Source organism: Mesorhizobium sp. L-8-3 (genome assembly GCF_016756615.1).
Lineage (GTDB): Bacteria > Pseudomonadota > Alphaproteobacteria > Rhizobiales > Rhizobiaceae.
Genome location: NZ_AP023262.1, coordinates 8,130,372 through 8,143,526 on the forward strand (window position 1 = coordinate 8,130,372; position 13,155 = coordinate 8,143,526).

Consider the following 13,155-nt stretch of genomic DNA (forward strand, 5'->3'; position numbering starts at 1 on the left):
CGGCAAGGCTTTGCGGAATTGACGAAAATTGGCCTCTTCCGGGGACCCGGTCGGGCTCTTCGATGTGGCTGCGGCAGCCGCAAGGTCTTATCTTTCGTCCAATGGCCCATCGAGTTTTTCGAAATTTTCTGTTTACTACCGGGTGGAGATGCCTATCCTCCGGTGCCGAGTCCCCGGGAGAGGAAAAGTCTTGAAGTTCGCTTCATTCACCCATGAATCCGCCCCCTGTTATGGCCTTGTCGAGGGCGACACGATACTGCGTCTGGACGCGGTTCCCGGCGCGCCAGTCGACCTCAAATCCTATCTCGCAAACCGGTTTCCGGGACTGATGCCCTGCGAGCGCAACCTTCCCGCGCTGCCCCTTGCCGACGTTGAATTGCTGCCGCCAATTCCGAATCCGGGCAAGATCTTCTGCGTCGCCACGAACTTTCACGAGGCAGGCAAGGAGACGCCGGCCTTCCCGCTGCTTTTTACCCGGCACGCGGAGGCGCAGGTCGGGCATGGTCAGGAGATTTTGAAGCCTGCCGCATCCGACAGGCTGGACTTCGAGGGCGAGTTGGCTGTCGTCATCGGAAGGCGCGCGCATCGCGTGGCAGTGGCGGACGCGATGCGGCATGTGGCCGGCTATGCCTGTTTCAACGAAGGCAGCGTTCGCGACTGGCAGAAGCACTCGACGCAGTTCACGCCGGGCAAGAACTTCTATCGAAGCGGCGGCTTCGGTCCCTGGATGGTCTGCACGCAAGAGATTCCTGACCCGACCGTGCTGGCACTGGAAACCAGGGTCAACGGAGTGACGAAGCAGGCAATCTCGATGGGCAGGATGATGTTCGACATTCCCTGGCTGATTTCCTACATCACCTCTTTCGCTCCGCTCGACCCGGGCGATGTGATCGTCACAGGCACGCCCTCGGGCTTCGGATCGACCCGCAATCCTCCGGAATTTCTGTTCCCGGGCGACGAAGTCGAAGTCGAGATCCCCGGCATCGGCACGCTGCGAAACCGGGTGGTCGCACCGGGCGATGCGCGCCTTTCATTTTCGTAACAAACATATTTTTTCGAAAATTCTTGTCGACCTTCGCGGTTTGCGCTATGAGGATGGCAAAGCCATTCCCGCATACGGTGGAGGACAGTGATGACGCATTTGGTCTTTGGGATCGGCCACATAAAGCTGAACGTTCGCGACGTGGGCGCGATGATTCACGATTCGACGGAGATACTCGGGCTGCGCGTCACCAGGCAGGACGGCGGCGAGGCGTGGCTGAGCTCCAACGGCCGCAAGGCCGAACTAGTGCTGCTCGAATCGGACGAGAACTCCTGTCACACGATCGGTCTCGAGGCCTTGACCGCCCAGGACGTCGCGGAAGCGGCCTCGCGCGTCGAGGCAGCGGGCTGTCGCGTGCTATCCACCGAACCCAGCATGGATTGCTGCGATGCCGGCGTGACCTTCGCGACGCCCGAGGCGCTGCGCTTCGAGGTCCACACCCCGACGCGCGACGCGATGTACAATCCGCGCTATCCCACCCACGGCATCAAACCGAGGCGCATCGACCACATCAACATCATAACGCCGGACCCGGAGGCCACCCGGCGGCAGCTCAGCGCCATCTGTGGCATGCGGCTTACCGAGCGCCTGGTCAACGACGCCCTGAGCTGGATGTACGGCGGCAACCGCCAGCACCATATCCTCGGCCTCGTGAGAGGAGCCGTCGGGCTCCACCACTATTCCTTCGAGTTCAACCATTTCAGTGACTACTGCCGCCTCGGCGACATTCTCGACGGATTCGATCGTCAGGTGCTCTGGGGTCCAGGTCGCCACCGTCCCGGCGACAACACCTACGCCTACTATCTCGATTCCTCCGGCACGATGGTCGAGTGCTCGGGAGCGATGCACACCGTTGCCGACGAGGCGCATTTCGAACCCAATGTCATCACCAATCTCGAGCGGCCAGGCAACGTGCGGCAGATGAATGTCTGGGGCTCCCCCGCACCGCTGGAATGGCGGGAGCATCGCTCGCCGTTCGCCAAGATCGACTGACCCAGGAGCGGGGCCGACGCACCGTCCCGACCGAGGACGGGCAGGCGTCGGTCCGCGTCCCTGGCATAGCAGAGGAAACCCGCAATGCAGGAAAAACTCACCTTCGAATCGGACGGGCTGAAGCTCTCGGCGGTCCTGCATATTCCCGACGGCTACGAGCCCGGCCAGAAGCTTCCGGCCTTCATCGTCTGCCACGGCTTTGTCGGCTCCAAGGATGAGAGCCACGCACAGATCCAGGCCGAAATGATGGAGTCCTTTGGTTACGCTGCGCTGCGCTTCGACTTCCGGTGCTGCGGCGAAAGCGAAGGCGAGCGGGCGCAGGTGCGATGCTTCGACCAGGTTGTCGACGCCAAGAATGCGCTGGCCTTTCTCGCCAGGCGGCCCGAGATCGACCCAAAGCGCATCGGCATCACCGGCCACAGCTTCGGCGCCGCGGTTTCGGTCTATGCCGCCGGGGTCGACGACCGGATAGCTTGCTGCCTGTCCTCCTGCGGCTGGGGCGACGGCGAGCGCAAGTTCCGTGGACAGCACCCTACCGAAGAATCGTGGAACAAGTTCATCGGCATTCTTGAGAATGGCCGCAAGCACAAGCAGGAAACCGGGGAAAGCCTCTGGATGTCGCGCTTCGACGCCGTGCCGATCCCCGAACACCTGCGAAGGAACCTTTCGCCGAAGGCGATCATGGAAATTCCCGTCGAGACCGCGTGGTCGATGTACAACTTCCGCGCGGACGACGTGGTCGCCAACATCGCGCCGAGGCCGCTGCTCCTGTTCCACACGGCCAACGACATCATCACGCCGACCATCGAATCGATCCGCATGTTCGAAAGGGCCGGCCAGCCGACCGAGCTCATGCTCATCGACACCACCGCGCATTTCCCGCTGGCGCCCAACGACGCGCCGCGGACCAGGATGCTGATGAAGGGCTGGCTCGACAAGTTCTTTCCTGCCACGCCTTCCGCCTGACAGGCGCCTGGCCGAGACCGGAGATCCATAGCATGCCAGTGGTTCAAGCATCCGAATTGACCGACTTCGCGGCGCAGCTCCTGCATGCTGGCGGTTTCACGCCCCAGGAGGCGAGCCAGACCGCCGAACTGCTGGTCTGGGCCAATTTGCGCGGTGCGGATTCGCACGGGGTGCTGCGCATCCCGCGCTATGTCGAGATGGTCGAGTCCGGAGTGATCCGGGCGGGCCAGGAGCCGCGACTCGTCCGCGAGTTCGGCGCGACCTGCGTCTACGATTACGGCAAGGCGCCGGGCGCCGTCGCCATGGGGCATGCCAGCGCGAAGGCTGGCGGGCTGGCGAGGGCCTTCGGCATCGGCTGGTGTGGAGCCCGAGCAATCTCCCATGCCGGTGCCATCGGCTTTTTCACCAGCCAGCTTGCCGAGCGCGGGCTGGTCGGCATAGCCATGGCGGCTTCCAGGCCGCTGATGAGCTATCACGGCGCAAGAGGCGAGGCACTGTCGACCAATCCGCTCTCGATCGCGGTGCCACGGCCGGGCGGGGCAGCGCCGATGGTGTTGGACATGTCCACTGCGGCCGTCGCGCTCGGCAAGATCATGGCGGCGAAGGATACCGGCAAGCCCATCCCGAAGGGCTGGGCGGTGGATGCCAACGGCGTCGAAACCGAGGATCCGAATGCCGTCGCCGCAATCGTGCCGATGGCGGGACCCAAGGGATCGGGCCTCTCGCTTATGATCGAGATACTGTCCAGCGTCCTGGTGGGCAACGCAGTGATCGGACCGGTGCTGCGCGGAGAGAAGAAGGGCGGCTTCAACGGCCTTGCCATGGCGGTCGATCCCGCAGCGTTCGGCGATGCTTCCGCCTTCACCTCTTCGGCGGAAGAACTGGCGAATGCCATTCATGCGCTCGAGCCCGCGGCCGGCGTTGACGCGGTCATGCTGCCGGGCGAACGCGGAAACCAGACCGCACGGGAGCGCGTTGCCGCCGGTATTCCGCTGCCTTCGGGCACTGCCAAGAACCTCATCGAGACCGCACAGAAGCTGGGGGTCGGCCTCCCAGCGTTCCTCCGCTAGCGACGCCGCCGGCCAAACACGGATGGAAGTGCGAATGGCGAACCCACAGGACCAGTTCGGTAACTCACTCATTCCCGACGGCAAATGCGATGTTGTCGTCGTAGGCCTCGGGCCCGTCGGCATCACGCTCTGCAACCTACTCGCCTCACAGGGCGTGGTTGTCGAGGGGTTCGACGCCGCGGACGAAGTCCATGCACTCCCCCGCGCGATCGGGTTTGACCACGAAGTCATGCGTGTCTTTCAGCAAATCGGCGCTTCGACCGCAGTTTCCCCGGCACTCGGGGAATATCGTCCTTCGGAATACCGTTCCGCCGACGGCGTCCTGCTTCGCAGGCTCGAGTCTCCACCCGAGCCACATCCGCTTGCATGGCCGCCGTACCAGACCTTTCTGCAGCCCCGGCTCGAGGAGGCTTTGCGCGTCAACGCACGAAGGTTCTCCAATCTGCGCACGCACACCGGCGTGGAGATCGTGAAACTGGAACATCCGGCCGAGCCGCGAGTAACTTTGCGGAATCGCGCAACCGGCGCATTGATCGAGCGCAGGCCCCGCTTCGTTGTCGGCTGCGACGGCGCCAACAGCTTCATCCGCCGGGGACTCGGCGTCGAACTAGAGGATCTCGATTTCGACGAGCCTTGGTTGGTTGTCGACCTGATCCTCGAGGACGAGAACGCGCGACTGCCGGAAACAAACATCCAGTTCTGTGATCCTGCACGCCCCCGGACCTATGTGCGCGGTCCTGGTCGACTGAGGCGCTGGGAATTCATGGTCATGCCTGGCGAAAGCCCCGCCGAAATCAACCGGCCAGAACGGATACAGGAACTGCTTTCTCCATGGCTGCGTCCTGGCCAGGGGCGGGTCTGGCGGTCGGCAACGTACAATTTCCACGCCCTCGTCGCCAGACAATGGCGGCTCGGACGCGTTTTCCTGGCGGGCGACGCCTGCCACATGACCCCGCCCTTCCTCGCCCAGGGAATGACGCAGGGCATCAAGGATGCCGCCAACCTGGCATGGAAGCTGGCGCACGTGATCGATGGCGGTGCGGAGCATGTTCTCGACACCTACGAGGCCGAACGCAAGCCATTTGTCCGCGATGTGATCGAGGTGACCAAGCGCCTCGGGCAGATCATTTGCGAGCTTGAACCTGAAAAGGCCCGTGCCCGGGATGCGGAAATGATTGCCACGATGGCTGCGGGCAAGGGAATTCAGATCCGACAGAACCTGTTTCCGCCGATCCGCCACGGGCTTGTGGACGCGACCGACGGTTCAGTCAACCCTGGCACCGGGGAGCCATGTCCTCAGCCCTGGGTCGAAGGTCCTGCCGGACGCTTGCGGCTGGACGATGCCATCCCAGGCGGGTTTCGACTCCTCATCGCACAGGCCGCGGATGCGTCTCCAGACCTATTGCGCCTCGCTCGCAAGACAGGCGTGGCAGTGCACCAAATAGCGCAGGACCACTGCCATCCATCGCAGCTGGTGGAGCAGCATGGTGTGTTCGCTGCCTGGCTGGCCGAAAAGGGCGCCGTTGCGGCGCTCGTGCGGCCCGATCATCTTGTCTTCGGCACCGCGGCCACCATCGACGACGCGAAACGCCTGCTCGAGAAGTTGGACGCCAGACTTTGCGGGACCTGCCACTAGACGAGGACAACCGGGCTGCACCGGTGCCGACGCGTTCTCGTCTTGGAAGTTAGCGCGGAGCGGGGCATCTCGCCCGACATTGTCACCTCAGATACCTTATGGTATTTGTATTATTGACGGTATCTCAGAGCGGCTGATTGCGCCCAGCTGGAGCAAAGAGGACCGCCAGCGATCCGGGAAATTCGAACAAGGGAGGAACAAATGAACACAACGACGATTCGACTCGCACTGCTTTCGGTTGCTCTGATTGGCGCCGGCATTCATGCGTCGGCCGCGCAAGATGCGGAGACGAAACCGAAGATGGTGGTGACGCTGCTGGGAACCGGCACGCCCACCATCAATATCCGTCGTTTCGGATTCGCCAATCTCGTTCAGGCGGGCGGCATGAATCTGGTGGTCGATGCCGGCCGAGGCGTGGCCACGCGGATTTTCCAGCTCGGCATACCTTTGGGATCGATCGACGGCGTGTTCCTGACTCACCTGCACTCGGATCATATCGGCGGGCTTCCGGATCTCTTTGCCACCGGCTACCTCAACTGGAAGCCGCTCGGCGGACGCGAAGCGCCTCTTCAGGTCTACGGTCCAAGGGGCACGGCGGACGTGACCAGGGGGCTCGCGATAATGTACGCCGCCGACGCAGCCATACGCAAGGCCGACGAGGGGATCGATCCGACCGCCATGAAGATCGAGGCGACAGAATTCGTGGACGGCATCGTGTTCGAGAAGAACGGCGTCAAGGTAACAGCATTTCCGGTCAACCACGGCGAAAAGATCAAACCCGCGGTTGGCTACCGAATTGACTACGATGGTCATTCCGTCGTCTTCAGCGGTGACACGAAATATGATGGGAACGTCATCGAGAATGCGCAGGGCGCCGACTTGCTCATCCACGAATTTTCCAGCGCGCCGGCCGACATGGCTGACAACCCGCTCTACGCGAAGATCCTCGCTCATCACACGACGCCGCGCGAAGCCGGAGAAGTATTCGCTAGGGCGGCGGTCAAGATGGCGGTCTACTCGCATCAAGGCCTTTTGCCGGGACCGAAGGGCCTGCCCAGTTGGGACGAGGTGATCGCGGAGACGCGGGCAAGCTACGGCGGCCCGCTCGTCGTGGGCGAGGACTTGATGCAGTTCCAGATCGGCGATGGCAGCCCGGTGATCCTGATGCGTGGAGCTGAATGGCCTCGGTGAGCTTCAAGGCCCGGCGTCGGCGGCTCCGCCCACCGACGCCGACCTTCGGGCCAGGTTCACCCGAATCGAAGCGCAAACAAGGCCGGGCTGTTGCCTTTGTTTCGTTCGGCCGGCGAGGCAGAATCAGCCCGCCTGGCGGTGGAGATGCGCCTGGCGCATGGAGGTGAGCGCGGCGCGCAGCATATCGCCCGGCGTCTCCTCGCCCATGAAGGACGATATGCCGCCGTAGATCAATTCCATGACGATACCGCCGACATAAAGCGGCTCAAGGTCGCAGCCATATCCCGGAAACAACTTGCTCGACAGTAGCCTGCCGAGGCCCTCCCATTGGTCGCGAAATAGCCGCAGATGCCTGTCTTCGAGCGTGTCTTCGCGCCGGGCAATCGTCAAGAGGTCGACGGCCAGCGCGCCCCAGCGCTTGTCTTTCGCTCGCTGGGTAGCCCAATCGCAAAGACAATCGATTGCGCTTTCCGGGTCCTCGATCTCCTCCAGACGGTCCGTCAGCTCGACAACCGCTCGACCGGCGTGGAGCTCCAGGAGCTCCAGGAAAATCTCCTCCTTGTTGGCGAAGTTCGAATAAAAGGCGCCCTTCGAAAAGCCGGCCTCCTCAGCGATGCGTTCGATTGTTACGCCGGAGTAGCTGTCTCTCGAGACGATTTCGCTCGCAGCGAGAAGCAGGCCCTCGCGTGTCAGGGCCTGACTCTGCTCACGGGTCAGCCGCGCCATACCAAGTCCTTCCAAAGACGTATCTGGATACCATCCGTATCCGATCGCCCGGAAGCTAGAGCGCCGACACGAGGCAGGCAAGGGCCCAGAAGATGGGGAACTCGGGGCCCATCAATTGCCAGCGCCACTTCGGACCGTTTATGCGCATCACCGCGTAGGCAGCCCCTAGCAGAACGATCACTGCACAGCCGGTCGCCACCTTGGGATAGATGTTGAACACCATGCCCACGACCGCCGTGACTTCCAGCGCGATTGTGAGGACGATGAAGACACGACCGGGCTTGAGCCCGGCAGCCTCGAAGGACGCCGTCGCCTTCGTGAAGTTGCGGATCTTTCCCACCACATGCGGTACGAACCAAATTCCGCACAGGATGCGAAGCAGGTCCTGCGGTGGCACAGGCAGCTCAAACATCAGACATTTCCTCCCTCGTTTGCGGGGTCCATGTACGCCCCGGTTCTCAGTCAATTCTCGAGTCTGCGCGGGTCCTGCGATACCGCGCAAATGGGAACCGAACGGGCAAGCTTCGATGGATTGTCGAAAAATGCCTCTTGCGCCACCCATTTCAGATACGATACGGTATCCACAGTCTAGTGCGAATGTCAATTAGGCATTCGCGCTTGAGGATCTGGGAGGAAGTGGCATGACAATAATGATGAGGGCCGCACGGCTGCACGCCGTAAACGAGCCGATGCGGATCGATGACGTTGAGAAGCCGATGGCTGCCGGCACCGATGTGGTCGTCGAGGTCAAGGCCTGCGGCCTGGTCCCGAACCTGGCCAACGTGCTGAACAACTGGGAGACCTGGTATCCCCACCAGCCTTTGCCGCCCAAGCCGGCCATCTTCGGTCTCGACCCCGCGGGCGTGGTGCATCAGGTTGGCGACCAGGTGGTAGCGATCAAGCCCGGAGACCGTGTGTACGTAAATCCGCTGCGCTCTTGCGGCGCCTGCCACGCCTGCGCCAGCGGCCAGCAGATGAAGTGCGAATACTTCACCTTCAACGGCTATTTCGGCTTCAACCGGAACAGCCTCGAGATCTTTAAGCGCTATCCCGAGGGAGGCTTCGCCCAGTTCATGGGCGCGCCCCAGAGCGCCATCGTCAAGATCCCCGACAACATGACATTTCCACAGGCGGCTCGCATGGGCTACCTCGGCACGGCCTACTCCGCGCTCAAGAAGCTCGGTATCCTGGCCGGCAAGTCGCTGATCATCAATGGCGCTACCGGCACGCTGGGCGTCGGCGCGACGCTCTTCGCGCTCTCTATGGGCGTCTCGAGAATCTATGCCGTCGCGCGCGGCAAGCCCTTGCTGGAGAAGCTGAAGGCGCTCTCGCCAAACCGAATCGAGATCTTGTCCAACCTCGATGGCGAGGTCGCGGACTGGGTCCGCTCGAAGGACCCAGCGGGTGCCGATTTCATGGTCGATTGCCTGGGCGCCGTGGCCGACGTCAACGCGATGAAGGACGCCATGACGGGCGTCAAGCGCGGCGGCCGGATCGTCAACATCGGCGGCACGGGCAGCGACATGCTGTTCAACACCAAGTGGTGGATGGACAATTCCATGACACTGATCGGCTCGGCCTGGGTGAGCACGGCCGAGGGGATGGAGATCGCGGAACTGGTGCGATCCGGCGCCCTCGACCTTTCCGTGCTGGAGGCCAGGACCTATCCACTGGACAGGATCAACGAGGCCATAAATGGGGTCGCCTCGGGCAATGGGGGCTTTACCAACTACGTGCTGGAACCCTGAGCCCGAGTAGCGCGGCCAGGTTCACGCCGCGCTTGTGCCCTTGCGCCGGCCCGGTGCTGCCGGCGCGTGAACACACAACGGGAGGACGCCATGATCATCGACTGTCACGGCCATTACACGACCGAACCACCGGAACATCACGCCTTCCGGAAGGCGCAGATCGAGTTCGCCGAAGGCAAGCGTGAAGCGAGCCCTGACTATCCAAGCATCGACGACGAGACGCTGCGCGCGACGATCGAGCAGAACCAGCTCCGACTTCAGTCCGAGCGCGGCTCCGACCTGACGATTCTGTCGCCGCGCGCGTCCGGCATGGGTCACCATGTCGGCAGCGCGGCCGTGAACGCCGAGTGGTCGCGCATTTCCAATGACCTGGTCGCTCGCATCGTCGGCTTGTTCCCGCGGAACTTCGCGGGGGTGTGCCAGCTGCCGCAGTCGATGAGCGGGGACCTCGCGCCCGTACTGGCCGAGCTGGAGCGCTGCGTGCTGGAACTCGGATTCGTCGGCTGCAACCTCAATCCCGATCCTTCCGGCGGGTTCTGGTCGGCGCCGCCGATCTACGACCGCTACTGGTATCCGCTGTTCGAGAAAATGATCGATCTCGGCGTACCGGCAATGATCCACGTATCCGGAGCGTGCTCGGCCTGTCTGCACACGACAGGTGCTCACTATATCAACGCCGATACCACAGTGTTCATGCAGCTTGTCCAGGGCGACCTGTTCCGCGATTTCCCGGAGTTGAAGCTGATCATCCCCCATGGCGGCGGCGCGGCCCCCTACCACTGGGGCCGCTATCGCGGCCTGGCGATGATGCTGGAGAAGCCGGACCTTGCCGCCCATCTGATGCGCAATGTCTGGTTCGACACCTGCGTCTACCATCAGGCCGGCATCGATACGCTGTTCCGTGTGGCAGGACCTGACAACATCCTTTTCGGCTCGGAGCTCCTGGGCGCAGTCAAGGCTGTCGATCCGCTGACCGGCTTCAACTTCGACGACACGCGGCGCTACATCGACGCGCTGGCCCTGAGTGAGGCGGAGCGCGCGGCGGTGTTCGAGGGCAATGCGCGAATGGTCTATCCAAGGTTGGATACGCGGCTGAAGGCACAGGGCCGGTAGGCGCGGGCGCCGACCGAGACACATCAACGCCAACTTACCGAGAGGCATCCATGGCGAGGGTTGTAACGAACACGGAACGCACGCCGATAGAGCTCTGCGACGGCTTGGGCGCGTTGGGCGTGGCGACCGTCCACGAGGCACAGGGGCGCACGGGACTGCTGGGCTCGCACCTGCGCCCGATCTACGCTGGCGCGAAGATCGGTGGGAATGCGCTGACCTGCGAAGTGGCGCCGGGCGACAACTGGACCATCCATGTCGCGCTCGAACAAGCGCGACCTGGCGACATCCTCGTGGTGACGCCAACCTCTCCCTGCGAGGACGGCTATTTTGGCGATCTCCTGGCCGAATCGGCGAAGGCCCTCGGCATCAGGGGCCTCGTCATCGACGCTGGCGTGCGCGATGTTGCGGTGCTGCGTGCGATCAACTTCCCGGTCTGGTCCAAGGCGATTTTCGCGCAGGGCACCGTCAAGGAGACGCTGGGCGATTGTCAGGTGCCGATCGTGTGCGCCGGCGCCAGGATATGTCCGGGCGACGTCGTTGTTGCCGACGACGATGGGGTTTGCGTGGTGCCGCGAGCCTCGGCAGCCGCGGTGCTGGAGACGGCCCGCAGGCGAGAGGCGGCCGAACAAGAGAAGCGCCTCCTCTACGCCGCCGGCAAGCTCAGCCTGGATATCAACAACATGCGTGAGCGTCTCCGGCAGAAGGGTCTTGTCTATGAATAGGCGTCCGTCGCCCGGACGCCTGTATCTGGATACGGTCTGGTTTTACAGTTCCATTTGGTATCGGCATCCATCTGCGAGCCCGGTGCTGGCCGGACACGGGTTCGACCACGAGAATATCAGGAGATTGGGATGACCGAACGCAGAAAGCCACCCTTCCGCGCCGACCATGTCGGGAGCCTGCTGCGCCCCGCCTCGTTGCTTGCGGCACGCAAGAAATTCGAGGATGGCGATATCTCTGCAGCCGAACTGCGTGCAGCCGAAGACGACGCGATCCGCGACGTCGTGCACCGGCAGGAGGACGTCGGCTTGCAAAGCATCACCGATGGCGAATTCCGCCGCGGCAGCTGGCACATGGACTTCCTCTGCGCCATCGGTGGCATCCGAGCAGGCGGAGCCCAGCTGCGGCCGTTTCACAACGGCTGCGGAGAAGTCCGCAACGAGATCCTGATCCCGGAAGTCTACAGCAAGCTTCATCTCGACACGTCAGTCTTCGGTGACGATTTCGCCTTCCTCAGCTCGGTGAGCACGCAGACGCCCAAGCAGAGTATCCCCTCCCCAAGCATCCTGCATTCGCTCGGCGAGACGGAGCGCCTTGGCGCCTACAAGGACAACGACGCGCTGCTGGAAGACCTGAAGAAGGTCTATGTCCGTCACATCGAGATGATGTACGAGTTGGGCTGCCGCTACCTCCAGATCGACGACACCACTTTCGCCATGCTTGGAGACCCCTCCTACCGGGAAAAGATGCGAGCACGGACTGGAGGCCCCGAGCAAAGCCACATTACCTACATCAACCTGATCAACGCGATCGTAAAGCAGAAGCCGGCCGACATGGTCGTGTGCGTGCACACCTGCCGCGGCAATCACCGTTCGGCCTGGGTTGCTTCGGGGGGATACGATCCGGTTGCCGAGGCGGTGTTCAGTGAACTCGAGGTCGACGGGCTGTTCCTGGAATATGACGACGAGCGCTCGGGAGGCTTCGAGCCGCTGCGTTTCGTGCCCAAGGGCAAGTTCGTCGTGCTTGGTCTCGTCACCAGCAAGCGCGGTGAACTGGAGAAGAAGGACGACCTCAAGCGGCGCATCGAGGCGGCAGCGCGTCATGTCGACGTCGACCAGATCTGCCTGTCGCCGCAGTGCGGCTTCGCCTCCACGCTGGAAGGCAACCTCGTCTCGGAAGAACAGCAGTTCGCAAAGCTGCGTCTCATCGTCGAGACAGCGAACGAGGTCTGGAACTGACGGCGCTTGGGGCCGTTGGACCGGACGATCAGGAAGCGGCGGCCCGCGCTTCGCGGATCTCTGGCGAGGCATGCCGATAGAGGTGCGCCTCGTGCATCGACGTCAGCGCGGCCCGGACCATTTCGCCAGGGGCCTTTTCGCTCATGAACGACGCCATGCCGCCATAGACGAGTTCGAGCACGATGCCGCCGACATGGAGCGGACTGAGATCGGAGCCGTCATACGGGAAGAGCTTGCCCGACAGCAGCCTGCCCAATCCCTCCCACTGGTCTCGAAAAAGCTTCAGGTGCCGGTCCTCCAGCGTGTTGTCGCGGCGCGCGATGCGCAGGAGGTCGATTGCGAGCGTGCCCCAGCGCTTATCCTTGGCACGCTGGTTGGCCCAATCGCTCATCGAGTCGATGATGACTCGGGGGTCGTCCATCCCGTGGAGCCGCTCGGTCAGCTCAATGACGTCGCCCCCGGCGTTACGCTCCAGAAGCTGGAGAAAGATGTCTTCCTTGTTGGCGAAATTGGAGTAGAAAGCGCCCTTGGAGAAGCCGGCCTCCTCCGCAATCCGCTCGATCGTCGCCCCGGAATAGCCGTCCCGCGCCACCACCTCACTCGCCGATGCCAGCAGCTTCTCCCGCGTCAGGGCCTGGCTTTGTTCGCGCGTCAGTCTCGCCATCTCCACTCCATCCGATTCACGTATCGGGATACCTACGGTATCCGGCTG

Annotated in this window: 13 protein-coding genes; 10 read left to right on the forward strand and 3 right to left on the reverse strand. The window is 62.9% G+C overall.

What is annotated here, in order from left to right:
- Positions 1-64: 64 nt before the first annotated feature.
- The 6 genes from JN302_RS37335 (at position 65) to JN302_RS37360 (ending at position 6,898) form a co-directional block, all read left to right on the forward strand.
- Positions 65-1,042, forward strand: a complete 978-nt coding sequence (locus JN302_RS37335; protein WP_244846130.1) for a fumarylacetoacetate hydrolase family protein — start codon at positions 65-67, stop codon at positions 1,040-1,042.
- A 90-nt stretch (positions 1,043-1,132) separates the two neighbouring features.
- The gene (locus JN302_RS37340) at positions 1,133-2,035 is read left to right on the forward strand and encodes a VOC family protein (RefSeq protein ID WP_202330955.1); all 903 of its coding nucleotides are present in this window, start codon (positions 1,133-1,135) and stop codon (positions 2,033-2,035) included.
- Between the two features lie 84 nt (positions 2,036-2,119).
- A complete protein-coding gene (locus JN302_RS37345) occupies positions 2,120-3,001 on the forward strand; it encodes an alpha/beta hydrolase (protein WP_202330956.1) in 882 nt (293 codons plus the stop codon).
- A 32-nt stretch (positions 3,002-3,033) separates the two neighbouring features.
- Positions 3,034-4,071 (forward strand): Ldh family oxidoreductase, encoded by a 1,038-nt coding sequence (locus JN302_RS37350; protein WP_202330957.1) that lies wholly within the window; start codon positions 3,034-3,036, stop codon positions 4,069-4,071.
- 34 nt (positions 4,072-4,105) lie between these two features.
- Entirely contained in the window at positions 4,106-5,707 is a 1,602-nt protein-coding gene (locus JN302_RS37355; protein WP_202330958.1) for a bifunctional 3-(3-hydroxy-phenyl)propionate/3-hydroxycinnamic acid hydroxylase, read from the forward strand.
- A gap of 201 nt (positions 5,708-5,908) precedes the next feature.
- Complete coding sequence (locus tag JN302_RS37360; protein ID WP_202330959.1) at positions 5,909-6,898, forward strand: MBL fold metallo-hydrolase; 990 nt, start codon at positions 5,909-5,911, stop codon at positions 6,896-6,898.
- 123 nt (positions 6,899-7,021) lie between these two features.
- Here JN302_RS37360 and JN302_RS37365 read toward each other — a convergent pair whose 3' ends face one another.
- Positions 7,022-7,624 carry a TetR/AcrR family transcriptional regulator gene (locus JN302_RS37365; RefSeq protein WP_202330960.1) on the reverse strand — a complete coding sequence of 201 codons (603 nt, stop codon included), beginning with the start codon at positions 7,622-7,624 and terminating at the stop codon, positions 7,022-7,024.
- 55 nt (positions 7,625-7,679) lie between these two features.
- Positions 7,680-8,036: a DoxX family protein gene (locus tag JN302_RS37370; protein ID WP_202330961.1), complete on the reverse strand. Its 357-nt coding sequence runs from the start codon at positions 8,034-8,036 to the stop codon at positions 7,680-7,682.
- Between the two features lie 229 nt (positions 8,037-8,265).
- Here JN302_RS37370 and JN302_RS37375 point away from each other — a divergent pair, with 229 nt between their 5' ends.
- The 4 genes from JN302_RS37375 to JN302_RS37390 all read left to right on the forward strand — a co-directional run bounded on the left by JN302_RS37375 (position 8,266) and on the right by JN302_RS37390 (position 12,443).
- Positions 8,266-9,372 (forward strand): alcohol dehydrogenase catalytic domain-containing protein, encoded by a 1,107-nt coding sequence (locus JN302_RS37375; protein ID WP_202330962.1) that lies wholly within the window; start codon positions 8,266-8,268, stop codon positions 9,370-9,372.
- A 90-nt stretch (positions 9,373-9,462) separates the two neighbouring features.
- A complete protein-coding gene (locus tag JN302_RS37380; protein ID WP_202330963.1) occupies positions 9,463-10,485 on the forward strand; it encodes an amidohydrolase family protein in 1,023 nt (340 codons plus the stop codon).
- A gap of 50 nt (positions 10,486-10,535) precedes the next feature.
- Positions 10,536-11,207 (forward strand): 4-carboxy-4-hydroxy-2-oxoadipate aldolase/oxaloacetate decarboxylase, encoded by a 672-nt coding sequence (locus tag JN302_RS37385; protein WP_202330964.1) that lies wholly within the window; start codon positions 10,536-10,538, stop codon positions 11,205-11,207.
- 129 nt (positions 11,208-11,336) lie between these two features.
- Complete coding sequence (locus JN302_RS37390) at positions 11,337-12,443, forward strand: 5-methyltetrahydropteroyltriglutamate--homocysteine S-methyltransferase (RefSeq protein ID WP_202330965.1); 1,107 nt, start codon at positions 11,337-11,339, stop codon at positions 12,441-12,443.
- A 28-nt stretch (positions 12,444-12,471) separates the two neighbouring features.
- Here JN302_RS37390 and JN302_RS37395 read toward each other — a convergent pair whose 3' ends face one another.
- Positions 12,472-13,107 (reverse strand): TetR/AcrR family transcriptional regulator, encoded by a 636-nt coding sequence (locus JN302_RS37395; protein ID WP_202309321.1) that lies wholly within the window; start codon positions 13,105-13,107, stop codon positions 12,472-12,474.
- Between the last annotated feature and the right edge of the window lie 48 nt (positions 13,108-13,155).